This window comes from Xylanimonas sp. McL0601, from assembly GCF_049852175.1.
Taxonomy (GTDB): Bacteria; Actinomycetota; Actinomycetes; order Actinomycetales; family Cellulomonadaceae; genus Xylanimonas.
Genome location: NZ_CP187527.1, coordinates 1,161,893 through 1,186,798, shown reverse-complemented (window position 1 = coordinate 1,186,798; position 24,906 = coordinate 1,161,893). Strand labels below are relative to the sequence as shown.

16 protein-coding genes are annotated in these 24,906 nt (G+C 73.6%); 5 read left to right on the top strand and 11 right to left on the bottom strand.

Going from position 1 to position 24,906, the window contains the following annotated elements; genetic code table 11:
• Window positions 1-17 precede the first annotated feature (17 nt).
• From ahcY to ACO4JP_RS05315, 5 genes are all read right to left on the bottom strand, one after another.
• A complete protein-coding gene (gene ahcY, locus ACO4JP_RS05335) occupies window positions 18-1,544 on the bottom strand; it encodes an adenosylhomocysteinase (protein ID WP_425956347.1) in 1,527 nt (508 codons plus the stop codon).
• 200 nt (window positions 1,545-1,744) lie between these two features.
• On the bottom strand, window positions 1,745-3,346 hold the full coding sequence (locus ACO4JP_RS05330; protein WP_425956346.1) for a hypothetical protein: 1,602 nt from the start codon (window positions 3,344-3,346) through the stop codon (window positions 1,745-1,747).
• Between the two features lie 188 nt (window positions 3,347-3,534).
• A complete protein-coding gene (locus ACO4JP_RS05325; protein ID WP_425956345.1) occupies window positions 3,535-5,904 on the bottom strand; it encodes a hypothetical protein in 2,370 nt (789 codons plus the stop codon).
• Between the two features lie 238 nt (window positions 5,905-6,142).
• Window positions 6,143-9,082 (bottom strand): hypothetical protein, encoded by a 2,940-nt coding sequence (locus ACO4JP_RS05320; protein ID WP_425956344.1) that lies wholly within the window; start codon window positions 9,080-9,082, stop codon window positions 6,143-6,145.
• Between the two features lie 165 nt (window positions 9,083-9,247).
• Window positions 9,248-10,918, bottom strand: a complete 1,671-nt coding sequence (locus ACO4JP_RS05315; RefSeq protein WP_425956343.1) for a hypothetical protein — start codon at window positions 10,916-10,918, stop codon at window positions 9,248-9,250.
• A 224-nt stretch (window positions 10,919-11,142) separates the two neighbouring features.
• Between ACO4JP_RS05315 and ACO4JP_RS05310 the strand changes: the two genes are divergently transcribed.
• Both ACO4JP_RS05310 and ACO4JP_RS05305 read left to right on the top strand, forming a co-directional pair.
• The gene (locus ACO4JP_RS05310) at window positions 11,143-12,384 is read left to right on the top strand and encodes an MFS transporter (RefSeq protein WP_425956342.1); all 1,242 of its coding nucleotides are present in this window, start codon (window positions 11,143-11,145) and stop codon (window positions 12,382-12,384) included.
• A 66-nt stretch (window positions 12,385-12,450) separates the two neighbouring features.
• Complete coding sequence (locus tag ACO4JP_RS05305; RefSeq protein ID WP_425956341.1) at window positions 12,451-13,065, top strand: GNAT family N-acetyltransferase; 615 nt, start codon at window positions 12,451-12,453, stop codon at window positions 13,063-13,065.
• A gap of 10 nt (window positions 13,066-13,075) precedes the next feature.
• Here ACO4JP_RS05305 and ACO4JP_RS05300 read toward each other — a convergent pair whose 3' ends face one another.
• Both ACO4JP_RS05300 and ACO4JP_RS05295 read right to left on the bottom strand, forming a co-directional pair.
• Window positions 13,076-13,270, bottom strand: coding sequence for a Trm112 family protein (locus ACO4JP_RS05300; RefSeq protein WP_425956340.1), 195 nt, complete (start codon window positions 13,268-13,270; stop codon window positions 13,076-13,078).
• Window positions 13,267-14,718 (bottom strand): phosphomannomutase/phosphoglucomutase, encoded by a 1,452-nt coding sequence (locus ACO4JP_RS05295; RefSeq protein ID WP_425956339.1) that lies wholly within the window; start codon window positions 14,716-14,718, stop codon window positions 13,267-13,269. Before ACO4JP_RS05295 ends, ACO4JP_RS05300 begins: the two co-directional genes overlap by 4 nt.
• An 84-nt stretch (window positions 14,719-14,802) precedes the next feature.
• Between ACO4JP_RS05295 and manA the strand changes: the two genes are divergently transcribed.
• Complete coding sequence (gene manA / locus ACO4JP_RS05290; RefSeq protein WP_425956338.1) at window positions 14,803-16,041, top strand: mannose-6-phosphate isomerase, class I; 1,239 nt, start codon at window positions 14,803-14,805, stop codon at window positions 16,039-16,041.
• Window position 16,042: 1 nt separating this feature from the next.
• Here the strand turns inward: manA and ACO4JP_RS05285 are convergent, their stop codons facing one another.
• The gene (locus tag ACO4JP_RS05285) at window positions 16,043-16,399 is read right to left on the bottom strand and encodes a DUF3499 domain-containing protein (protein ID WP_425956337.1); all 357 of its coding nucleotides are present in this window, start codon (window positions 16,397-16,399) and stop codon (window positions 16,043-16,045) included.
• 138 nt (window positions 16,400-16,537) lie between these two features.
• On the opposite strand from ACO4JP_RS05285, the gene ACO4JP_RS05280 reads away from it, so the two are divergent.
• Window positions 16,538-17,089 (top strand): metallopeptidase family protein, encoded by a 552-nt coding sequence (locus ACO4JP_RS05280; RefSeq protein ID WP_425956336.1) that lies wholly within the window; start codon window positions 16,538-16,540, stop codon window positions 17,087-17,089.
• Window positions 17,090-17,093: 4 nt separating this feature from the next.
• On the opposite strand, the gene ACO4JP_RS05275 is transcribed toward ACO4JP_RS05280, so the two are convergent.
• The 3 genes from ACO4JP_RS05275 to ACO4JP_RS05265 all read right to left on the bottom strand — a co-directional run bounded on the left by ACO4JP_RS05275 (window position 17,094) and on the right by ACO4JP_RS05265 (window position 23,149).
• Complete coding sequence (locus ACO4JP_RS05275; protein ID WP_425956335.1) at window positions 17,094-18,116, bottom strand: glycosyltransferase; 1,023 nt, start codon at window positions 18,114-18,116, stop codon at window positions 17,094-17,096.
• A gap of 99 nt (window positions 18,117-18,215) precedes the next feature.
• The gene (locus tag ACO4JP_RS05270; RefSeq protein WP_425956334.1) at window positions 18,216-19,805 is read right to left on the bottom strand and encodes a DUF5719 family protein; all 1,590 of its coding nucleotides are present in this window, start codon (window positions 19,803-19,805) and stop codon (window positions 18,216-18,218) included.
• A 2-nt stretch (window positions 19,806-19,807) separates the two neighbouring features.
• The gene (locus ACO4JP_RS05265) at window positions 19,808-23,149 is read right to left on the bottom strand and encodes a glycosyltransferase (protein WP_425956333.1); all 3,342 of its coding nucleotides are present in this window, start codon (window positions 23,147-23,149) and stop codon (window positions 19,808-19,810) included.
• A gap of 81 nt (window positions 23,150-23,230) precedes the next feature.
• Here ACO4JP_RS05265 and ACO4JP_RS05260 point away from each other — a divergent pair, with 81 nt between their 5' ends.
• Window positions 23,231-24,886: a phospholipid carrier-dependent glycosyltransferase gene (locus ACO4JP_RS05260; protein ID WP_425956332.1), complete on the top strand. Its 1,656-nt coding sequence runs from the start codon at window positions 23,231-23,233 to the stop codon at window positions 24,884-24,886.
• Window positions 24,887-24,906: the final 20 nt, after the last annotated feature.

The following is a 24,906-nucleotide window of genomic DNA, read 5'->3' as shown; positions in this document are numbered from 1 at the left end:
TCTCCCTCGCTCGGGCGTCAGTATCGGTAGTGCTCCGGCTTGTACGGGCCCTCCACCGGCACGCCGATGTACTCGGCCTGCTCCTTCGAGAGCTCCGTCAGGCGCACGCCCAGCGCGTCCAGGTGCGTGCGGGCCACCTTCTCGTCGAGCACCTTGGGCAGGCGGTAGACCTGTCGCTCGTACTGCCGCTCACCCTCGGGCTTCGCGGCGTCGACGAACAGCTCGATCTGCGCGATGGTCTGGTTCGAGAACGAGTTCGACATGACGAACGACGGGTGCCCGGTCGCGTTGCCCAGGTTGAGCAGGCGCCCCTCGCTGAGCACGATCACCGACTTCCCGCTGGGGAACGTCCACTCGTGCACCTGCGGCTTGATCTCGGTCTTGACGATGCCCGGGACCGCCGCCAGCCCGGCCATGTCGATCTCGTTGTCGAAGTGGCCGATGTTGCCGACCACGGACTTGTCCTTCATCGCCGCGATGTGCTCGGCGAGGACGACGTCCTTGTTGCCGGTCGTGGTGATGAAGAAGTCGGCCTCGTCGAGCACGTCCTCGATGCGGGCGACCTGGAAGCCGTCCATCGCGGCCTGCAGCGCGCAGATCGGGTCGACCTCGGACACGATGACGCGCGCGCCCTGCCCGCGGAACGCCTCCGCGGCACCCTTGCCGACGTCGCCGTAGCCGGCGACGAACGCGACCTTGCCGCCGATGAGGATGTCGGTGGCGCGGTTGATGCCGTCAGGCAGCGAGTGGCGGATGCCGTACTTGTTGTCGAACTTCGACTTGGTCACCGAGTCGTTGACGTTGATCGCCGGGAAGAGCAGCTCGCCGGCCTCGGCCAGGTGGTACAGGCGGTGCACGCCCGTCGTCGTCTCCTCGGTGACGCCCTTGATGCTCTGGGCGATCTCCGTCCAGCGCAGCGGGTCCTGCGCGAGGGCGCGGCGCAGCACGTCGCGCACCACGTTCATCTCGTGCGTGTGGTCGGGCTCGCCTGGCAGGGTGTTCGGCGGGACGACGCCGGCACGCTCGTACTGCAGGCCCAGGTGGACCAGCATCGTGGCGTCGCCGCCGTCGTCGAGGATCATGTTGGGGCCCGCGTGGCCCCCCTCTGCGGTCGGCCACACGAGGATCTGCTCGGTGCAGTCCCAGTACTCCTCGAGCGTCTCGCCCTTCCAGGCGAAGACCGGCACGCCCTGCGGGTCCTCCGGCGTGCCGTGGGGCCCGACGGCGATGGCCGCCGCGGCCTCGTCCTGCGTCGAGAAGATGTTGCAGCTCGCCCACCGGACGTCGGCGCCGAGCGCGACCAGGGTCTCGATGAGGACGGCGGTCTGCACGGTCATGTGCAGCGAGCCGGCGACACGGGCGCCCGTGAGCGGCTTGGACTCGCCGTACTCGGCGCGCAGCGCCATGAGGCCGGGCATCTCGTGCTCGGCGAGGCGGATCTGGTGGCGGCCGGACTCGGCGAGCGCGAGGGAACGGACCTTGTAGCGGCCGGGGGCCTCGTCGAAGCCAGGCGTGGCGGACGTGGACTGCGCGGTGGTGGACACGGAAGAACCTCCGAAAAGACGGGTGTCGGTGCGGGGTGCGCTGGGGGCTCCCGTGTGCGCTCGCGGACAAGCCTACCTACCCGTCGCGCCGCCGCCCCAGGTTGACTCCGTTACCGAAGGGGCGAGCCGGCCCCTGCGCACAGCGGTGCAGCGCGCGCTGGAGACCGCGTCGCTCCGCCCCTCGGCGGCCTGAGCTGCGGTCAGGACGCCTGGACGTACTGGTTGATGATGCCCATGTTGTGAACCTGGTCGACGAAGCCCCACGTCCCGCCCTGGGGCACGTCGGCCACCGTGAACACCGAGATGTGGCAACCGGTCCCCGGCACGTCGGTCTCGTCCGCCGAAGGCCAGTATCGGGCCCCGTCGACGCCGACGTACTCGGCGAACACGAGGGACTCCGCCGAGCCAGTGGTCCCGTCGGCCCGGCAGACCGTCGCCGTCGCCCGCGCGTTGAGGTAGCCGAGCTTGTAGGTCAGGCCGTCCCAGACCGGTGTGGTCGAGACCGCACTGACGGTGACCCGGGCCTCCCCGACCACGAACGAGACGTTGACCGGGTACGGGTTCGTCTGGGTCGAGTCGACGGTGAGCGTGGCGATCGAGCTGTACGTCGACCCGGCGCCGTTCGTGACCCGGACGCGCACTTGTGCACCGTTGAGCGCCGCCTCGGCCGTCAGCTGGAGCGTCGGGCTGGTCCCCTGCTGCTCCCACGTCGAGCTGCCGGGTCGCCTGATCACCCACGAGTAGGCCAGGTCGCCACCGGTCGCCTTGACCGTGAAACTGACGGCCATGGGCGCCGCTGTGTGCACCGACTTCAGCTGCGTCGTGATCGTGGGCGTCGAGACCACGGGCAGGGTCGTGCCGCTCGTGCGCGTGGTCGTGACGTAGTAGGTGGCCTTGCCCGTCACGGCGACGGTGATCCGCTTGCCGACCAGCGCGCTCGTCGGTGTGAACGTCTGGGCCGTCGCGCCCGTGATCGCGGCGCCGTCGGCCTTCCACTGGTAGGTGAAGGTCGGCGTGGGTGACCACGTCCCTGGCTGGGCCTTGAGCGTGGACCCGACCGTGGGCTGGCCGGGGTTCGGGCCGATGATCGTGAGGGTCGAGATCGGGGCGGTCTTGAAGTACTGCAGCACCGTCGCGGTCGCGGCGCTGGTCTTCGAGACCGTCGTGTAGCCGGAGGCCCTGCCCGTGACCGTGACCGTGACCGTCCGGCCACGCAGCGAGGAGGTGAGCGTGTACGTGGACTTCGTCGCCCCCACGATCGCCGCGCCGTTCGTCTTCCACTGGTAGGTCAGCGAGGCAGTGGGCGACCACGTGCCGGGGACGGCGGTCAGGACCAGCCCCGCGCGCGCGACGCCCGAGATCTTCGGCGTCGGTGCGGTGAAGATGCCCGCGTTGACGTGCGCGCCGGCGCTCGTGCGCGCGGCCGGGGTGTACCCGGTCTTCCGCCCGGTCACCTTGAGCGAGAGCGTCTTGCCGTACGACGACGCGAGCGGCGTGTACGTCGACGCCGTCGCGCCCACGATCGCCTTGCCGTCCAGCAGCCACTGGTAGGTCAGTGCAGTGCCCGCCGTCCACGCACCCACCGTCGGGACGATCTTCGCCCCTACCCGGACGGCCGGCAGCGTCGGCATCGGCGCCGTCAAGGTCGCCGTCGCCGGTAGGGCCACCGATGACGTCGCGGCGCCGGCAGGGCCAGCGCCCAGAACCGGCGTGGCGACAACGGACAGCGCGGCGGCGAGCACCATCGCGCGCACCAAGCGGAGCCGCGGGTACGCAGCCGAGACCTGCGGTCGGGCAAACATGTCGTCCTCCGAGAACGAGCGGACCCTGACTGTGCAGGCCAGGGCACATATTGGCCCTCAGACGGTCGCACCACAGCACAGCGGGCAAATTTCACCCGCTGTACGACGACAGAAGCCCCGAGCCGGGCAGCAGTGCCGTGCACTGCCGCCCGGCCGGGGCCGGATCAGGGTGGGTCAGGCCGCCGTGATCAGGCCAAGCCCTTGACCCACTGGACCATCGGGTCGCTTGACGAGGACGAGTAGTCGGAGACCTTCCACACGCCGCCGTTGTCCACCGACGCGGGGACCGCCGCGTGAATCTTGTAGACCTCGCACCCGTCCTGGCTCTGGAGCAGATCGCCGCTCGCCTCGTACGACACGCCGTTGGTGCCCACGTAGTCGATCCAGGTGTAGTCGCCCGGCGAGGCGGTGATGGAGTCGTCGGTCCAGCACGCGGTCATGTAGGTGTCGACGTAGTTCACCCCGCCGTCGGAGACCTGCACCGACGTGTCGATCACCGAGACGATGAGGTCACCGATGAACGCGGTGTTCGCCGGGTAGGGGTCCGCCTTCGACGAGTCCACGAACAAGCTCGCGACCGCGCTGTACTTCGTCCCCGCGACGTTCCACACGACGACCCGGTACTCCCGGTTCGTGGTGGCCGACTTCGCCCCGAAGCTCAGCGTGGCCGACGTCTGACCCGCCAAGTTCGTCCAGGCCGCGCTACCGGCGATGCGCCACTGCCACTGGTAATGGAGCTGCCCGCCGGCCGCGTTGACCGTGAACGTCGCCTTCTGACCGGTGCTCAGCCAGACCGACTCCGGCTGCGCGCTGATCGCCGGGGTGCTCACGCCCACCGGCCACGCGAGCGCGGTCGTCGCGGTCGAGGTCTTGGCGGTCGTCACGTAACCGGCCGCCTTGCCCGTCACGGTCACCGTGATGGTCTTGGCGTGCTGGGCGGCGGCCGGCTTGAACGTCGAGGCAGTCGCCCCGGCGATCGCGACGCCATTCGCCTTCCACTGGTAGGTGAACGACGCCTTCGGCGACCACGTGCCGGGCACGGCGGTCAGCGTCGAGCCGACCCGTCGCGTGCCGACGATCGTCGGCGTCGGCGCGGCCGCGAAGGACTGCACCACCGTGGTGGTCGCCGCGCTCGTGCGCGCCGTCGGGGTCCAGCCCGTGCGGGTGCCGGTCACGGTCACTGTGATCTGCTTGCCGCGCACCGTCGTCGGCAGCGTGAACGTCGAGGCCTTCGCGCCCGAGATCGCCACGCCGTTGACACGCCACTGGTAGGCGAGCGTCGCCGTGGGCGACCACGTGCCGGCGTGCACCGTCAGGGTCTGCCCGACCCGGACGGTACCGGTGATCGTCGGCGTCGGAGCCACGGTGAACTTTCCGACGCCGATCACGCCGGCGGCGCTCGACTTGGTCACCGTGGTGTACCCGGACTGCTTGCCGGTCACCTGCACCACGAGTGTCTTGCCCTGGTCCGCCGCCGCCGGGGTGTACGTGGACGCGGTCGACGTGACCGCCTTGCCACCCACGAGCCAGCGGTAGGTGAACGACGTGCCCGCGGTCCACGTGCCCAGCGTGACCTTCGCGGTGGCGCCCACGCGCACCGTCGTCGGCAGCGTGGGCACCGGCGCGGTCAACGTGCCGGCCGCGACCGCGGCCGTCGCTGCGCTGGTCCGCGTCAGGGGCGCGTAGCCGTCCGCGCTCCCTGTGACCGCGACCGTGATGGTCTTCGCGAGGTCCGCTCCGGCCAGGGTGTACGTCGACGTCGTCGCGCCGCTGATCGCCGCGCCGCTGCGGAACCACTGGTATGAAAGCGAAGCCGTCGGGGTCCACGTGCCCGCGTTGGCCTTCAGGGCCTTGCCGACCTGCGGCGTGCCCGAGACCGTCGGGACCGGCGCGCTCCTGATGGCGCCCTTGACGACCGGCGCCGTTCCCGTGGCAACCAGCCGGGCGGACTCGCCCGTCGTCGTCGTGCCCGTCACCGTGACTGCGAGGAGCTTGCCCAGCAGGTCAGGGGTGACGACGAAGGACGCGCTCGTCGCGCCGCCGACCGGCACGAAGACAGGCGCCTCCTCCAGCGTCGCGGGCACCGTCGCGGCTGCCCAGGCGTACGTGAAGGTCAGGCCCGCGGGGCTCCACTGCTCGGCCAGCGGGTCCACCGAGACGGTGGCACCCACCTGAGCGGCGCCGGCGATCGCGAGCGCGGCCGGCGCGACGACCACCGTGGGCTCCGGCGTCGCCTCCGTGGGCGACGGCGTGGGCTCCGGCATCGTCTCCGTCGGCGTCGGCGTGGGCTCCGGCGTCGCCTCCGTCGGCGACGGCGTCGGCTCCGGCGTCGCCTCCGTCGGCGACGGCGTGGGCTCCGGCGTCGCCTCCGTCGGCGACGGCGTCGGCTCCGGCGTCGGCTCATCGACCGTGACGGCAGGCGGGTTGACGTCGTCGGCAGCGGCCGGCCCGACGCCGACCAGCGGAAGGGCGGCGAGCGAGAGCGTGGCGGCCCAGACCGCGGCACGCTGCAGGGACGGCCGGCGTCCGGGCACGGGCCCGAGCGGTGAAGCAGGCATCTTCGTCCTCTTCGAGAGAAGTCACCGGTCCCGTGGGACCGGGGTGGAAAGTCGGACGAGCGGCTTTCCAGCAGCGCTGGAGGGTCCGCTCGGGCGGCAGTCGAAAATGTAGGGCATCCGTCGGGTGGGGTCGGACAGACCTCACCCGCTGGACTACGACTGACGGCCCCGGCTGGGCGGCAGTACGTTCACTGCCGCCCGGCCGGGGCCGGGTCGGGTGGGTCAGGTGGCCTCGATATCAGGCTCCGTCGACGTACTGCACGTCGGTGTACACCTCCGGCTCGGACGAGTCCGTGACGCGCCAGACACCGCCCGCCACGACACTCCGCGGCACGAACGCGTAGACCGCGAAGTCGACACACCCGTTGGAAGACACCGACGAGGTGGTCCAGATGTCATCGTCACCGAACCCGCGCGCGCTGGCGTAGGCCGTGCCGTTCGAGCCGATGTACGCAAAGGCCAGATCCGTCGAGGGCGAGGCATATCCGTCGCCGAAGTAGCAGGCGGTGGCGTACGCGGCGACCACGTCCCGGGTGCTGTCGTAGGCCCACCGGCCCGAGGGGCCGGTCCAGGTGGCCCAGTTCATCTGGATGGCCGTCTTGTTGGGCTTGTACGGGTCGGCGAGCGTGGAGTTGACGTACAGGTCCGCGGCCGAGCTGGTCACGGACTTGACCATGTTCTTGACGATGACCCGGTACTGGTTGAGGGAGTACGACGACCGGGTCGTGAAGGTCAGCGTCGACGCCGTCCTGCCGGCCATGTTCGTCCACGTCTTGCCGTCGTCGGCGCTCACCTGCCACTGGTAGCTAAGACCACCGCCGGTCGCCACCACCTCGAAGGTCGCCGCCTCACCGCTCATGGTGATGTCCTCGACCGGCTGGCTCGTGATCTTCGGCGTCGAGATGCCGACCGGCCAGAGCACTGCGGCAGTCGCAGCGCTGGTCCGCGTCGCCGTGGCGTAGTTGGTCGCCTTGCCGGAGACCGAGACCGTGATCGTCTTGCCGTACTGCGCCGTGGTGAGCTTGAAGGTGCTGCTGGTCGCCCCGGCGATGGCGACGCCGTTCGCCTTCCACTGGTAGGTGAACGTGGCCGCCGGCGACCAGGTCCCGTTCACCGCCGTGAGCGTCGAGCTGACGCGCACCGTGCCGCTGATCGTCGGCGCCGGCGATGCCGAAAAGCTCTTCACGACGACTGTGGTCGCTGCGCTCGTCCGGGGGGTCGTCACGTAGTTGGTGCGACGCCCGGTCACGAGGACCGTGATCGTCTTGCCCCACTGTGCGTCGGTGAGCGTGAACGTCGCGCCGGTCGCCCCGGCGATCGCAACGCCGTTCGCCCGCCACTGGTAGGCGAACGCCGCCGCCGGGGTCCACGTGCCGGGCGTTGCGGTCAGCGTCTTCCCGACAGCCACCGTGCCGCTGATCGTGGGCAGCGGCGTCGTGGTGAAGGCCTGCAGCACGACGGCGGTCGCGGCGCTCGTCACCGCCTTCGTCGCGTAGCTGGTCAGCTTGCCCGTGACGGTGACCGTGATGGTCTTGCCACGCTGAGCCGATGTCAGCTTGAACGACGTGCCGGTCGCCCCTGCGACCGCGGTGCCCTCGGCGCGCCACTGGTAGGTGTATGCACTGGCAGCCGGGGTCCACGTCCCCCGCGAGACGGTGAGCGTCTGGCCGACCCTGGCGGTACCCGTGATCTTCGGCGTCGCGGCGGTGAAGACGCCGTACCCGATGGTCTTGCCGGCGGCCGCACGGCCGACGGTCGTGTACCCGGCCTTCGTACCGGTGACCTTGACCGTGATCGTCAGGCCGCGCTCGGCGGCGGACGGGATGAGGTTGGGGTACGTACCGCGCGTGCCGGTCACCGTCTTGCCGCCGATGAACCACTGGTACGTGAACGTGGTGCCCGCGGTCCACGCACCCAGCGCGACCGTGGTCTTCGCGCCCACGCGGGGGGCGGACAGCACGGGCACGGGCGCGGCGAGCGCGCCGACCTTGACCGCAGCCGTCGCGGCACTGGTCTTCGCCACGGTCGTATAGCCCGCGCTGGCACCGGTGATCTTGACCGTGATGGCCTTGCCGAGATCGGCGGCGGCCAGCGCGTAGGTCGACTTCGTCGCGCCCGAGATCGCCGCGCCGCTGCGGTACCACTGGTAGGTGAAGGTCGCGGCGGGCGACCACGTGCCCGGGACCACGGTGAGGGTCTTGCCGACCTGCGCGGTGCCCGAGATCGTCGGCACCGTCGGCGTGATGGTGCCGGCGACGACCGGCGCCGTCTCGGAGCTGGTCCTGGCCGTGGACGTGTAGCCGGCCGCGGTGCCGGTCACCTGGACCGTGATCGACTTCGCGAGGTCCGCGGAGGCCAGCGCGTAGGTCGACTTCGTCGCGCCCGAGATCGCCGCGCCGCTGCGGTACCACTGGTAGGTGAAGGTCGCGGCGGGCGACCAGGTCCCCGCGTTCGCGGTGAGCGTCCTGCCGACCTGTGCGGTGCCGGCGATCGTCGGCACCGGAGTCGTGACGAACGACGCCGCGCTGACGGGGGTGGTCGCGGGGCTGGTCTGGTCGAGCGGCTCATAGCCGTCTGCGGAACCGGTCACGCGGACCGAGATCGCAGCGCCGAGGTCCCCGGGGACGAGGGAGTAGGTGCTCGCCGTCGCACCCTCGATCGCGACGCCCTCGCGCAGCCACTGGTAGGCGAACGTCGCGGCAGGAGTCCAATCGGTGGTCGTGGCCGTCAGCATGGCGCCGACCTGAGCGGTGCCCTCGACGGTCGGCTCCGCCGACGACGCGAAGAGGCCGAGCTCGACCGTCGCCGTCGGCTCCGAGGTCACGACCGTCGGCTCCAGGCCATCCACCGTCCCGGTCACGGTCGCGGTGAGGCTCGTCCCGGCGTCGGCCGCCGTCAGCGCATACGTCGCCCCGGTCGCCTCGGCGATCGCCACGCCGTCGCGCGCCCACTGGTAGGCAAAGGCAGCCTCAGGCGTCCAGACGCCCGGGTCCACCGTCAGCACCTCACCGACGCGTGGCGTGCCGGAGATCGTCGGCGTACCGGCGACCTGCGCCGCGGTCTCGGCTGTCGGCGGGACGTCGTCAGCCGCGGCGGGGGCGACCCCGGCAAGCGGCACCAGGACAAGTGCGACCGCGGCGGCCCAGGCCGTCGCTCGCATCTTCAGCAGAGCACTCATTGCGTCCTTCTTCGAGCACACGGAACCGGCCAGCGCACGCAGGCGCGGAGATAGAGCAGCGCGAACCTAGCGGACGGATGGTCGCAATGTCGGGCATATAGAGCGAATCGACCGTGAGACTCCCAGAAATCACCCAGCGGGGCCGCCCTCGCTCAGGTACCCGGGTCACCTCTGCGACTTGCGGTAGCCCGCGGCCACGGCCGCCGCCTCGGTCGCAAAGCACTGCTCCGGCTTGGTCACGGCGTAGTACTGCCCGCTGGGGACGTGGTAGATCCCGCTGCCGGCGTTGCCCTTGATCGGGTAACCCGCCGGGCAGTCGTATCCCCCGGTTCCTGCCACGCTGAGCGTGGTCACCCGTGCCGTGGCGGCGCTGGTGCGCGCGGTCGTCACCCAGCCGCCGGCCTTGCCGGTGACCGTCACCGTGATCGCCTTGCCAAAGTGAGCGGAGGTCAGCTTGAGCGACGTACCCGTCGCCCCCGCGATGACGACGCCGTCGGCCTTCCACTGGTAGGCGAACGACGGCGACGGCGACCACGTGCCCCGCGAGACCGTGAGCGTCGATCCGACGAGCGCCGAGCCCATGATCTTCGGCGTCGGGGAGGCCGTGAAGTTCTGCACCACCGCCGCGGTCGACGCGCTGACGACCGTCTTCGTGGAGTACGCCGTCCGGCGACCCGCCACCGCGACCGAGATCGTCTTGCCGCGCTGCGCCGGGGTGAGCGTGAATGTCGCCCCGGTCGCCCCGGCAATCGCCACGCCGTTGGCCCGCCACTGGTAGGAGTACGTGCTCGGCGCGGGCGACCACGTGCCGCGCGAGATCGAGAGCGTCTGCCCTACGCGCAGGGTCCCGGTGATCTTCGGGGTCGGCGCCGTCGTGAAGGCGCCGTACCCGACGACCTTGCCGGCGCTCGCCTTCGTCACCGTCGTGTAGCCGGTCTGCTTGCCTGTCACGCGGAGCGTCAGCGTCTTGCCGCGGTCCGCCGCGCGCGGCGTGTAGACGCTGCCGACCTGCCCGGCGATCGCCTTGCCGTCGACGTACCACTGGCGGGTCAGCGTCGCGCCCGGGGTCCAACCGGTCACGCTCGCGGTCACCTTGGTGTCCACGCGCACCGTCGCGGCCAGGATCGGGACAGGCGCGGTCAAGGTGCCGACCTTGACCGCGGCGGTCGCCATGGACGTCTTGGCGACCGAGGTGTACCCGGCGTTGGTCGCGGTGACCTTGACCGTCATCGTCTTGCCCAGGTCAGCCGCCACCAGCGCGTAGGTCGACCTGGTCGCCCCGGTGATCGCGACGCCGCTGCGGGACCACTGGTAGGCGAAGCTCGCGGACGGAGCCCAGGTACCCGGCACCGCGGTGAGCGTCTTGCCCACCTGCGCCGCCCCCGAGATCGTCGGGGTCGGGGCCGACGTGAACACCGCGGCCTTCACAGCGGACGTCGCCACGCTCGTCGCGGACGTCGGCTCGTACCCCGACAGCGTCCCGGTCACCTGGACCGCGATCGCCTTGCCCAGATCGGCCACCCCGACCACGTAGGTCGCCTGCGTCGCGCCGCCGATCACGACGCCGTTTGCCAGCCACTGGTACGTGAGCGCCGCCTCGGGCGTCCAGACGCCCGGGTTCACGGTGAGCGTCTCGCCGACGCGAGCCGTGCCGGACACGACAGGCGCACCGGTACGCGACGGATCGGTGACAACCGCGGAAGTGACGACGTCGGCGGCGGACGCCGGAGCGACCCCCAGGAAGGGGACGACGAGGAGCGCGAGCGTGGTGGCCAGGGCGGCACCACGCCCCGACGGCCGGCGCGGCGCCGACGCCTTTCGAGGCAGAGCAGGCATCTGATCCTTCTTCACGAGGAGCTGTCACCCGGTGGCATCGGGCGGCAACGAGGGCGGGGTGTGCGCTGCCGGCGTTCATCGCACCTGCACACCGCCGTCGGCGCTCGTGAACCTAGCCGAACGAGGCGACGCGATCGTGCCCACAGGCACGCAGAGCCCGGTCCGCCTCTGGACTTCGCCCCAGGCGAGAAAGGCATCCCCGGCGCGGGGGGATGATGATCCCGATGCCTGCCGCAACCGATGCCCCGCTCTTCCCGCTCCGCAGCGTCGTGCTCGGCGCCTTCGTGCCCGCCTTCCTGTTCGACGTCGGCATCGGCGCCCTCCTGCCGGTCATCGCGCCCACCGCGACCGGCCTGGGCTCGAGCCTCGCCGTCGCCGGCGTGGTCGCCGCGCTGCTCCCCATCGGGACGATCGCCGCGGACCTCCCCGCCGGCGCCCTGGCCGCGCGAGTGGGCGACCGCAGGGCCATGGTGATCGCGGGCGTCGTCGGCGCCGGCGCGTTCGTCCTCGCGGCCCTGGCCTCGAGCCTGCTGCAGCTCGCCGTCGCCGTGCTGGTGCTCGGCGCGTCAGAGGCCGTGTTCAACCTGGCGCGGCACTCGTACCTCACGGAGATCACGCCGCCGCTGAAGCGGGCGCGCGTGCTCTCCACGCTCGGCGGCGTCCACCGGATCGGGCAGTTCGTCGGCCCGTTCGCGGGCGCGCTCCTCATCACCCACGGCGGGCTGGCCGGCGCGTACTGGCTCGGCGCGGTGGTCGCGCTCGCCGCCACCGTCACCGTCGTCGTCGTGCGCGACGAGGACACGCACGGCGTCGCGCGCGCAACGGCCGCCGACGCCGGCCCGCGCCCCACGGTCTGGTCGGTGCTGCGCGACCACCGCTCGCTCTTCGCGACGCTGGGCGTCGCGTGCCTGCTGGTCGGGGCCGTGCGCGGCGCCCGGCAGACGGTGATCCCGCTGTGGGGCGAGCACCTGGGCCTGGACCCGGCGGTCACGTCGGTGATCTTCGGCGTCGCGGGCGGCGTCGACATGCTGCTCTTCTACCCGGCCGGCAAGGTCATGGACCGGATGGGCCGCAACTGGATCGCCATCCCGTCGATGATCGTCATGGGGATCGCGCTGTTCGCGCTGCCGTTCACCGGCGGCGTGGCGTCCCTGACCGTCGTGTCGATGCTGCTCGGGTTCGGCAACGGCATCGGCTCGGGCATCCTCATGACGCTGGGTTCCGACGCCTCGCCCGCGGACGCCCGCGCCCAGTTCCTGGGGCTGTGGCGCGTGCTGCAGGACACGGGCTCGGCGGCCGGTCCGCTCGTCGTGTCGGCGGGTGCCGCGCTCGGGTCGCTGGCCGCGGGCATCTGGGCCGCGGCCGCGCTCGGCCCGACGGCGGCGCTGGCCCTGGCGCGCTGGGTGCCGCGCTGGACGGTCCACGCCAACCGTACGACCCGCCGCGCGGCGGGCATCCGCGTCTAGCAAACTTGTTTGAGCAACACACCAACGAGGGAGATCGCTGGGGCGGCATCTCCCGGAGGGGCCGACGTGACCGTCTGCATCGACCAGGCCCACCCGAGCGAGGTCGTGACGTGCGCCGGGATCATCGCCGCCGCCCTGCTCGACGACCCTGTGCTGCGCACCTTCGTCCCGGAGGGCCGCGACCGGCTCGCGCGGCTGACCGAGCTGCACGTCGCGGCCCTGCGGATCGGACCGCTGCACGGCGGTGCGATCGACGTCGCGCGTGAGCACCCCGGTGGCCCTGTGCTCGGCGTCGCCGCGTGGGAGGGGCCGCACCCGACCGCGAGCTGGTGGACCATCACGCGCGAGCTGCCCCGCCTGCTGCACGCCGTCGGATCGCAGGCGCCGCAGGCGCTGCGCACGCAGCGCGTGTTCGACGCCGCACGGCCGCGTGTGCCGCACTGGTTTCTCGCGGACATCGCCGTCGCACCCGGGGCCCAGGGCCTCGGCGCCGGGTCGGCGCTGCTGCGCCACCGGCTCGGCGCGATCGACGCGACCGAGCCGCTGCCCGCGTACCTCGAGGCGACGACCGCGAGCTCGCGCCGCCTCTACGAGCGCTTCGGCTTCGAGGCTGGCGCCGAGCTCCCCGTGCCCGGGGCGCCGACCGCCATGCTGCGCCCCCGCGCCGCAGAGACCGCTTAGGAGAGCGGGCTCAGGAGAGCGGGCGCGCGTCCGACTCCAGGAGCACCGGGATGCCCTCGCGCACCGGGTACGCCAGCGGGCGCTCGGGGTCGGTCGAGTGCAGCTCCGGCTCGCCGTTCGGGCCGACGCCGTCGACCAGCTCGGCGCCCGTCGCCGGGCAGCGCAGGATCTCGCGGACCCACGGGTCGATGTCGATGCGGCTCATGCCGGCTCCTCCTCGTCCTCGGCGCGCACGAGTGCAAGAACGTCGTCGCGCACCTTCTCCATGACGTCCTCGTCCACGGCCTCGACGTTGAGCCGCAGCAGCGGCTCGGTGTTCGAGGCACGCAGGTTGAACCACCAGCGCGGCTGGCCCTCCCAGTGCGACACGGTCGCGCCGTCGAGCTCGTCGAGCTCAAGGTCGGGGTAGGCCGCCTGGTAGGCGCGGAGCACCCGGGTGCGCGCCGCGGCGACGTCGGGCACTCGGGAGTTGATCTCGCCCGACGCGGAGTACGGCTCGTACATCTCCGACAGCGCCGACATCGGGTGCTGCTGCGAGCCCAGCGCCGCAAGCACGTGCATCGCGGCGAGCATGCCGGTGTCGGCATACCAGAAGTCGCGGAAGTAGTAGTGCGCGCTGTGCTCGCCGCCGAAGACCGCCCCGTGCTCGGCCATCTGCGCCTTGATGTACGAGTGCCCGACGCGGGTCCGTACCGTCGTCGCGCCCGCCGCGTCCAGCAGCTCGGGCACGGCCCGCGACGTGATGAGGTTGTGGATGATCGTCGCCGGGCGGCCGGCGGCCTGCTCCTTGGCGAGCTCCCGCAGCCCCACCAGCACGGTCACGGCCGACGGCGACACCGCGCGCCCGTTCTCGTCGACGACGAAGCAGCGGTCGGCGTCGCCGTCGAACGCCAGGCCCAGATCGGCTCCGTGCGCGACGACGGCACGCTGCAGGTCCACGAGGTTGGCCGGCTCGAGCGGGTTCGCCTCGTGGTTGGGGAACGACCCGTCGAGCTCGAAGTAGAGCGGCACGATCTCGAGCGGCAGCGCGGGCAGGTCTGCGCCAGTCCCCAGCACGGCCGGGACGGTGTGCCCGCCCATGCCGTTGCCGGCGTCCACGACGACCTTGATCGGGCGGATCCCCGAGAGGTCCACGAGCGAGCGCAGGAACGCGGCGTACTCGCCCAGCAGGTCGACCTCGCTCACGGTGCCGGGCTCCGCCACCGCCGGGGGGAGGCCCTCGTCGAGGAAGTCCTGCGCGAGCGAGCGCACCTCGGCCAGGCCCGTCTCCTCGCCCACGGGGCGCGCGCCCGGGCGGCACAGCTTGATGCCGTTGTACGTCGCGGGGTTGTGCGAGGCGGTGAACATCGCCCCGGGCGCGTTGCGCGCCCCCGACGCGTAGTACAGGCCGTCGGTGGAGCAGAGCCCGATGCGCACGACGTCGACACCGGCCGCGGTGAGCCCCCTCGCGAACGCCTCGACCAGCGCGGGGCCGGAGTCGCGCATGTCGTTGCCGATGACGGCCGAGGGCCGGACGTCGTCGGACGCTCCCGGCAGCACGACCACGCGCGCGAACGCGGCGCCGACCGCCTCGGCGACCGCCGGGGAGAACGGGTCCGGGACGGTGCCGCGGACGTCGTAGGCCTTGATGATCGTGGAGAGGTCGAACGTCACGCGGCCAGCCTACGGTGCGCTCGTCCCGCACGACCTTCAGGGCCGTGTGCGACGCTTGACCGCGAGACGACCTTTGGCCGCGAGATGACGGGGACGCACGTGGGGATCGCGCAGACGGTCTACCCGCTGGAGAACACGATCCAGCACTACGACTGGGGGTCGCCGACCCGCATCCACGAGCTGCTGGGCCAGGCTCCCGACGGGCTTCCGGCCGCCGAGCTGTGGCTCGGCGCGCACCCGAACGCGCCCTCGGTCGCCCAGGTCCCCGACGGCTCCCGGGCCGCCCTCGACGCGCTGCTGCGCTCCGACCCCCAGGGCATGCTCGGCAAGCGGGTCTCGGACGAGTTCGGCCCCCGCCTGCCCTACCTGCTCAAGGTGCTCGCGGCCGACCGTGCCCTGTCGCTCCAAGTTCACCCGAAACCTCACCTGGCCCGCGCAGGCTTCAACCGGGAGAACCGCCTCGGCATACCTCAGGACGCCCCCCACCGCTCGTTCCACGACGACCAGCACAAGCCCGAGATGCTCGTGGCCATCTCCCAGTTCGAGGCGCTCGCCGGGTTCCGCAACCCGCGCAACATCGTGTCGCTGCTGGCCGGGCTGCAGGGGCCGCTCGTCGAGGCGGTGCGCGAGGAGCTCGCTCTCGACAGGTCGGCCCGCGGCATCCGCGCCGCGTTCCAGCGGCTCATCGCCGCGCGGTCCGACGCCACCTGCCCGGAGCAGGTCGCCGCGACGGTGGACTCGGTGCGCGCGCGCGCTGCCGCCGGCTCGCCGTACGAGCGCGCGGACGCCACCGTCCTGCGCCTCGCCACCGAGCACCCCGGCGACCCGGGGGCCATCGCCTCGCTGCTGCTCAACCGCGTCACGCTCGACCCCGGCGAGGCCGTGTACCTCCCCGCGGGCGAGATCCACGCCTACCTCTCCGGGCTGGGCGTCGAGATCATGGCGAGCAGCGACAACGTGCTGCGCGCCGGCCTGACCAGCAAGCACGTCGACGAGAAGGCGCTGTTCGAGGCGGCCTCGTTCGAGCCACGCCCGCCGGCGGTCCCGCACCAGGAGCTCACCGGGTCCCGGGGCCAGGCCGTGACCTTCCGCCCGCCGGTGCGCGAGTTCGCGCTGACCCTCGCGGACGTCGACGACGTCGAGCCCGTCGCCCTCGCCGCGGCGGGACCACGCACCGTGATCTGCCTCGACGGCACGGTCGAGCTCGTGACCAGCGGCAGCCGCGCCAAGCTGGCGCACGGCCAGTCGGTCTTCGTGGCGCACGACGCCGGCGCGGCCTCGCTCGAGGGCTCGGGCCTCGCCGTGTGCGCCTGGATCCCCTGAGCTACTCGCCGTCCGCGCGCAGCACCCGCAGGTGCCCGCGACGCGACGTCTCCACCGAGCCCTGCTCGGACGCCGCGGGAGGGCGGACCCGCCCCGCCTCACGCACCGCCTCGGCGAGCGCCGACAGGTCGTCGGGCGACGGTCCGGTCTCGGTGAACTGCGGGGTCAGCCGTACGACCTCCCAGCCGCGGGGCGCGGTCAGCCGCTCGGCGTGCTCGGCGCACAGGTCGTAGCTGTGCGGCTCGGCGAGCTGGGCGAGCGGGCCCAGCACGGCCGTCGAGTCTGCGTACACGTAGGTGAGGGTCGCGACGGCTGCACGCTGGCATGCCGTGCGCGAGCACTGCCTGACCGATCTCACGGCGTGACCTTACGCCCGCGTCCGCTCCGCCACCGCGCCCCACGCCGCGGTGGCGGGCGCCGATGATCGCCCTGGCGAGACAGCGCCGTGTCACCAGGTCTCGACGGGCTCGACAGGCGAGGTGGGTAGGCTCGGCGCGTGGGACTCTTCGGCTCGTCGCGTGGCTCCTCACCGTCTCCCCGGCCGCACGGGCACTCCCGTCGGCTGCGGACGGGCGCCGGCCAGGCGCCAGACCTCGAGGTGGCGTCCGCAGGGCCCGCACCCGACCCCGCCGCGCTGCCGCTGCGGCGCCGTGACCGCCGCGGCCGCGGGCCGCGCGGCCCGCTGCTGCCGACCGTGCTCCCGGCGCACCGCACGCGCGCCGAGCAGTTCGACGAGCTGGTGCTGGACGCCGTCGAGGACGTCGAGCGGGACTGGGAGCACCAGCTCTCGGGCACGGAGTTCGCGGTCGAGGACGTGCCGCCGTCGGACCCGGCGCCGTGGGAGGACGGCGGCGTGCCCCTCGGGCGGTGCTTCCCTGCCGAGGCGGGCCAGCCCGCCCGCGTCGTCATCTACCGGCGCCCGGTCGAGCTGCGGGCCGAGGATCCGGACGACCTCGCCGACCTCGTGCACGACGTCGTCGTGGAGCAGGTCGCGCACCTCCTCGCGCGCACGCCGGAGGAGATCGACCCCCACTTCGAGGGTCGCTGAGCCGTCAGGCCAGCGGCGGCATCGGCTTCCACGCGCGGTCGCGCCACACGCCTCGTGCGCCGCGCCAGCCGCGCACGATCGTCCCGAACCCGGCCCGGCGCTCGCTCGTGAGCGAGAGGCGGATGACCTCCTTGGCGAAGGTCGCGGCCGTGCCGAGCCCGAAGAGAACCGGGTTGTAGTCGCCGTGCTCGCGCAGGTAGTGGGCCATGTAGCCCCGGTTGCGCAGGATGTGGAACCGGGCCAGGTCGCTCGTGGTGTTGAGCTTGCGCGTGGTGCCGATCTTGTGGTGCGCGAGCTCGCGCGTGCGCTGCAGGATGAGGTCGGACACGACGAGCGGGCGGGTGACCTTCGCGGTCAGGTAGCCGTAGATCGTGTCGTCCCAGTAGATGAAGAAGCGCGCGTCCGGCAGCCCGACGCGGGCCACGACCGAGCGGTGGAACATCCCGCCCTCGAAGCAGGCGGTGTTCATCGCCCGGCCGGTGCGCGGGGCACCCTCGCCGGCGCCGAACGGGCGCGGGGCCACCGGGTTGGGGATCGCGAGCCGCGTCAGGAAGTGGTACTGCCAGTAGAACGGCGTGCCGTCGAAGTTGAGGCGCTGGCCCTGCAGCACGGCGTTCGTGCGCTCGAGCGGCACCCCGGCCGCGAGCTCGCCCTCGACGCGGTCGGTCCAGTAGCGCATCCGCTCGAGCGCGCCCGGCAGCACCACGACGTCGTCGTCCATGAGCCAGATCCACTCGGCGCCCGACTCGTACGCGAGGCGCGTGCCCTCGCTGAAGCCGCCCGCACCGCCCGTGTTGGTCTCCTGCGGCGCGTAGACGACGTCGCTGGTCCCCGCGAGGTCGGCGCGCAGCGTCTCGACGAGCGCTCCCGTCTCGGCCGAGCGCTCGTTGTCGACGATGACGATCGTGGCCGGGGTCTCCCCCATCGCGCGGAACGAGTCGAACAGGCGGGCCAGCAGGTCCTGACGCTTGAACGTGACCACGACGGCGGCGACATCGGTACTGGTCGGGCGGCTGTCGGCGCTCACGCATCACTCCTGTCCGGGGCGTCGCCACGGGCGCGGCAACCGGGGCAGTCTAGGGGCTCGGCCAACGCCTCCTGAAGCCGCCCGCCAGGCGCGATCGCGTCAGCCCCGCGCTTCCACGCCGACCACGCGCGCAGCACCCGGCGCGGGCAGGGCCGGGGTCGGAGCCAGCGTCGCGACCAGGCGCTCATGGGCGGCGCTCCCGTCCTTCGCCGACAGCTCGAGCGCCCAAGCGACACGCGCCCCGTCCCCGGCGTCCACGCTGACGAGGGCGGGCGTGCCGTCCGAGACGAGCGACGCGACGGCGACGCGATAGACGGCTCCGGCGACGAGCTCGAGCGTCTGCTCGGCGAGCCGGGCGCCGTCGAGCCCGTACACGCGCACGACGGCGGTCGCCCCGCCGCTCGGCTTCGCGTCCCGGTCCTCGGGGACGGCGGTGAGGGCCAGCACCGATCGCACCTCCGCGGGCACGGCGGCCTGCGCGGCCATGCCTGGATCGGGCAACGGCTGGCCCGCCTGCCACGCGACGTCGTACGGGGTGCCCTGCACGATGGCGTCGTCCGGCACCGGCGCGCCGCGCGAGAAGCTCGCGGCGGCGACCACGGGGACGTCGGCGTCGACGACGATGCCGTAGCCGCCGGCCTTCAGTCCGCCGAGCGGCAGGTCCGTCACGACGCCCGGTTCGAGGGCGACGCTCTCGGCACCCCGCAGCCGCGCGATGCCGTCCGTGCCGTAGATCGTCACGCGGGCCGTGCCCGCGGTGTCCCCGGGGGCGAGCAGGCGCAGCACAGGCGCGCGCGGGTCGTCGAGGGTCTCGCCCGCCGAGAGCAGGCCGGCGATCGCCACGGACGTCGACGGCTGCGCTCCTGCGCCGAGCACGTCCACGCCCTGCGGCACGAGGCCGTCGAGGCGTTGCACCTGCAGGCTCGCGGTCACGCGCGCCCCGGTCGAGGTCACGTGGACGGCGATGCGGCGCTGGTCGGGCGCCACGGCCTCGAGCCGGGTCGCGGCCGACTCCCCCGGGCCCAGCACGAACGCCCCCTGGCTGCCGAGCGCGACCTTCCCGGCGGGCCCGTAGACGTCGAGCGTCACGGTGGCCGTGCTCGCGCTCGGGTTCTGGACGGTCAGCACCGCCGTCGAGCCCACCTCGGTGCCGCCACCGACGATCCACTGCGAGATCACGGGCACCGCGCACGGGGCGGCCGCGAGGCCGCGCAGGTCGCCCGCGGTCGTCGCCGACACGCTCACGCCGGCGGCGCGGAACGGCGCCCCGGCGACCGGCTGCGCCTGGAGCACGCTGCCGTCGCGGCCCGGGTCGCCCGCGTGCACCGTTGCCTGCGCCCCCGCGTGCAGCCGCGCGGGCTCGCCGCCGAGCGCCCCCCAGCGCGCGCCGGTGTCGGCGGTGCCGAGCACGCCGGCGACCAGCTGCGACGTCGTCTGCACCGGCGCCGCGGAGAACTGGGAGTCGCCGACGTCGGCGCCAGCCGGCAGCCTGGCCGCCGGCGGGCACACGAGCTGCGCGGGCGCCGGGGTGACGGCGACGGACCGCACCGGGTCGGCGGCGACGCCCGGCCCGGAGCCGGCGACGGCGTCCGCCCACGGCCCGGCGAGCAGCGCCGCGGCTGCGACGGAGCCGACGGCGACCGCACCGGTCGACGTCGCGCCGAGGACGCGCAGGAACGTGCGGGCCATGGTCACCTCCCCCGCCGGCGCCCGACGGGCAAGGCCAGCAGCACATACACGAACAGGACGGCGCCTGCGGCGGCGAGCCACGCCGAACGGCGCGGGTCGACGTGCTCGACCTTGAGCCAGCCGCCCGCGGGCGGCATCTCGAACGCCTGGAGGCCGTCGGCCTCGACCACCGGCAGCCGCCGCCCGTCGAGCGTCGCCCGCCAGCCGTGGTCGGCCGTCGCGGCGAGGACGAGCGTGCGCGCCTGGTCGGGGGTGTCCGCGAGCGGTGCCTCCGTGCGGACCTCGAGGCGGTGCGACGGCAGCACGGCGAGGGTCGCCGGGCGGTGGTCCGCGGTCGGGGGCGAGTCGGTGAGGCGTGCCCATCCGGGTGCGGGCTCGCCCGTGACGCCGACGCGCCACAGCAGCGTGCCCTTGCCCTCCGTCACGCGCTCGAGCCCGGGGACCATGTCGAGGGTGGCCACCAGCTCGGCGTCCGCGCCGGGCGGCACCTGGACGGCGCCGATCCCGACGTCGGCCAGCCGCGGCGCGAGGCCGGGCGCCTGCCCGACGCCGAGCTCGCCGACGAGGGCGTCGAGCCGCGCCCGGTCGGCCCGCTCGGGCGCGTCGACCATGCCGGCGTCGCGGCCGCGCACGACCACGGACGAGTCGATCAGCGACGTGCCGTCGGTGCGCATCAGCGCGTAGCCGAGCACGCCGTCCTGACGGGCGACCTGCAGCACGCGGGCGTTCCGTCCGCCGTCCTGCATCTGGCGTCCCACCGCCGGGACGGCGGCGACGGCCGTCGCCCGCAGGCTGCCGACGTCGCGGCCGTGCACCGCGCCGAGCGCCCAGGAGGCCGTGCCGGCAGCGGGCAGGAGCACCAGCACGCCCAGGGCGGCGACGGCTGCCGCCGCACGAGCCCGCGCCCAGCCGGTGCGCTCGGTGGCCGCGAGCGCGTCGCGCGCCACCGGCGCGCCCAGCAGCGCCGCGCCGCCGAGCCCGAGGAGCAGCACGCTCGCGCCGGTTCCCGGCCAGGTGCCGAGCCCGACGGCCAGCATCCCTGCGGCCAGGCCCAGGGCGGCAAGGACCCAGGCGGTGCGGACGCCGCCGATGACGCGCGGCCGCGCGAGCGCTGCGAGCGCGAGCAGCACGACGAGCGCTCCGAACACCCAGGGGGCCGCGTCGGCGAGGGTGGCGAGCACCGGGTGGGCGCTCGCACCGGCTCCGAACCACGCGTCCGGCACCTGCGCGTGGCCGAGCAGCAGCTGCCAGCCCACGGGTGCCCGCCCCGGAGGCACGACGGCGCCCGGCTCGGCGAAGAGGAGCCGCCAGCCGCCGTCGGACCACGTCCTGACGACGTACACCCAGAACGGGACCGCGACCGCGAACGACGGGACCAGGGCGAGCAGCAGGTTGCGCCGGTCGCGCGGGGCGGCGACGAGCCCGACGAGGACGGCGACGACGGCGACGGGCAGGAGCACGGGCGCTCCGCACACGGCGACGGCGAGCAGCAGGCCGGCCGCGCCGGTCGCGCCGAGCGAGCCGTGACGGGCGCGCTCCCGGCGCCAGCGCTGGCGGAGCCGGGCCTCGGGGTCCGGGCTGGCGGACTCGGGCACCTCGACCTCGTCGCGCGCCTGCGCGCCTACCGCGCGCACGAACACGAGAGCGGTCCACGGGATCACCAGGTGCGCCACGACCGCTCCGAGCCGGCCGGTCTGCAGGGCGCCCAGGAAGGCGGGCGACGCTGCCCACGCGAGCGCGCCGACGGTTCGCGCCCAGGTCGACCGGGTCAAGGCGCCTGCGGCGAACCAGCCGCCGAGTGCCGCCAGCGGCAGCGCGCCGAGGACCAGCAGGTTGACGGCCGTCTGGAGCGAGCCGCCGGCGAGCCAGGTCAGCAGGGTCAGCGGCACGAGAACGGGGTCGCCGGGGGCGCGCGTGCCGAGCCCGTCGGCGACCCACCCGGACGTCGCGGCGGCCCACACGTCCCCGACGGATCCGGGCGCCGGGAGCAGCGCCCCGCCGACGACGCGCCCGCCCTGGGCGAGGACCCCCTGCCACGAGCCGAAGACGGCGACGGCGAGACCGCCGGTGGCGAGCAGCGCGACGGTCAGCCCGGTCCGGCGGCGCACCGCGAGCTTGCGCAGCTCGACGCGCTCCAGCTCGCTCGGCGCCCACCGGGTGCGGTTCGCCTCGGCGCGGGACAGGCGCACGTCGCGCCGCTCGGCGTACACCTGCCGCCAGCTCGCGGCCAGCGGGTGGAGCACGCGCCGGGGCAGCGTCGCGGTGCGCGCGGCCCGGCGCCGCGCCCGCAGGAGCGGCCCGGGGCGCACCGCGTTCCACAGCGCCGCGACGATCTCGTCGCGCGCCTCGCCAGGATGTTTGAGCGCGAGGCGGTACATCGCCGCGACCGGCGCCCAGAGCAGCATCCCGAGGATCGCGGGCAGCAGCAGGAGGGCGGGGACGTGCACGAGCCGGTGGTGCAGCTGGCTGCGTCGCCGTGGCCCGTAGGAGGCGGCGTCGTCCGGGGCGCGGCCGCGCACGTCGCGCAGGCCGAGCAGCGCTGCCTGCGCGTGGTGCACGACGGCCTCGGGCACGACGACGACGCGGTGCCCCGCGCGGCGGGCGCGGCAGCACAGGTCCAGCCCGTCGCCGAACGGCCCGAGCTCGGGGTCGGTGCCATGCAGCTCCTGCCACACCGCCGTGCGCACGAGCGCGCCCGCGAGCCCGACGGCGAGCACGTCCTCGCGCGCGTCGTGCTGGCCCTGGTCGATCTCGTTGTCGTCAATGCCGGTCATGCGGCGCCCCAGCGGGGACACCGTGTGACCCACCTCGACCAGCAGCCCGCCCTCGGCGTGGGGGTCGAGCGGCGTGCCGTCGTCGGCCACGGGCCACCGGCGCTGCTTGCACCCGGCGATCGCCACGGCCTTGGTGTGCTCGACGGCGCGCAGCAGCGCGGTGAGCGCACCGGGTTCGGGCGCGCTGTCGTCGTGCAGGAGCCAGACCCACCCGTCCGGGCGGGCGACGCCGGCGGCGAGGGCGACGTCGACGGCCTCGCCGAACGTGCGGGCGCCGTCGGCGGGCACGAACCTGGCGCCGTCGAGGCGCAGGCCGAGCGTCGAGCCGGTCGATCGCGGCGCGTCGACGTCCACGACGACGACGTCGTCGGGTGCGCGGTCCTGGCCGCGGAGGGCCTCGAGCGTCGCCGCGAGGAAGGGGCTGCGCCTTCGCGTGACCACGACCGCCGTCACGGTCACGACCTGCGGTATCACGCCCGTGAGCGCGTGCACCACGTCGAGCGCGGCGCCGCCGGACGGAGAGTCTTCGGGCGGCAGGCCGCGGACGCGGGTCAGGTCGGGAGCTGTCATCGCCCCCCGATCATCAGCCGGTGGGTGCACGGATCGCGGGATTTGGCGCCTCGGCGGGTCGCCGGACCGTAGCCTGGGCGCGTGCCCAGCAGCGCCTCCGTCGTCGACGTCCCGCGACCCGCCCAGGCCGGGAGCCGGGTGAGGGCGGTGCCTGTCGCGGTGTGGCTCGTCGTGCTGCTGCAGGTCACCGTGTGCCTGCTGCAGACGGCGGTGTTCCCGAATGGTCGCTCGCCCGACGAGGCCAAGCAGGTCGACCTGGTCCTCCAGGTCTCCGACGGCACGGCCTGGCCGTGGCCCTCGCCCGGCACGCTGGTGACGAACGCCGGGGTGCAGGCGGGCGCGGTGCTGCCCCCGGACCGGCTGCAGGGCGCGGCGCACCTCGCCGACCGCACGTTCACGCCGCGCGCCGAGCGACCGTCCTGGACGGACGCGGGCGGCGCGGCGCCGTGGATCTACGCCGTGGACGGCGAGCCGTTCAACAACCAGCTCGTCCAGCACCCGCCGCTGTACTACGTGCTGGGCGCCGCGGTCGCGCGCGCCGTGCCCGACTGGCACGACGCCCCGTTCGACCAGGTGTGGATGATCCTGCGCTGGGTCAACGTGCTGCTCGCGGCGCCGCTCCCGCTGCTCGCGTGGGCGACGGCGCGGCGCCTGCGCCTGCCCGAGCCGCTGCCGCTCGCAGCGGCCCTCGCCATCGTCGCGATCCCCGAGCTGACCCACCTCGCCTCGTCCGTCAACAACGACAACCTGCTGGTGCTGCTCGGCGCCGTCGCGACCTGGCTCGTCGCGCGGGTGCTCACGGGCGACAGGTCGGCGCGGACGGCGCTCGTGCTCGGCGGGGTCACGTCGCTCGCGCTGCTGACCAAGGGGTTCGCGCTCATGATGCCCGCCTGGGTCGCCGTGGCGTATGCCGCGTCGTGGTGGCACGCGCGGCGCACCCGCGGCGTGGCGGGCGCTACCGTCGCTGCCGCGCTCTGGGCGGCGTTCGCGATGCTGCCCGGCCTGGCGTGGTGGGGGCGCAACCTCGTGCTCTACGGGGCGCTGCAGCCGCACGGCACGCACGCCGACCAGGGCTACCTCACGGAGGTCGGCGGGCACTACACCTGGGCCGACGGCGGCGTGCGGTGGCTGCACCGGCTGACCGACCGCATGATCACGCTGTTCTTCGTGCAGGACCAGGCGTCGCTCATGCGTCACGACGCCTCGTGGTGGGCCGCACGCGTCGGGCTCGCGGCGCTCGTCGTGGGCACCGTCGTCGTCCTGGTGCGAGGGCCGCTACGGCGGCTCGACGTCCTGGTGCTGCTGCTGCCCGCGGCGCTGCTCACCGCCGTCGTCGCGAAGGGCTCGTACGAGCAGTTCGTCGCGTTCCGCAACCTCGGGGCCGCGCAGCAGGGGCGGTACCTCTACATGGCTGCCGTCGGCATGATCGTCGTCGCGGTCGCCGGGGCGGGCGCCGCGAAGGAACGGGTGCGGCGGTGGACGCCCGCGCTCGTCCTGGCGATCGGGCTCGGCATGCACACCGTCTTCCAGGTCGACGCCTGGAAGATTCTGTGGATGCCCGCCGGGCCGTGGTCACCGGCCGCGACCTGGGCGGCGGCCGGCGCCATGGTCGAGCTTCACCCCTTCGGGTGGCCGGCGCTCGCCCCCGCCGCCCTCGCGACGGCGGCCGTCGTCGTCGTGCTGGCAGTGCAGGCGGTGCGCCTGGGGCGGGCCAGGCCGCACGGGATGACCGTCTGAGCCTGCGGTTCCGCTCCGGG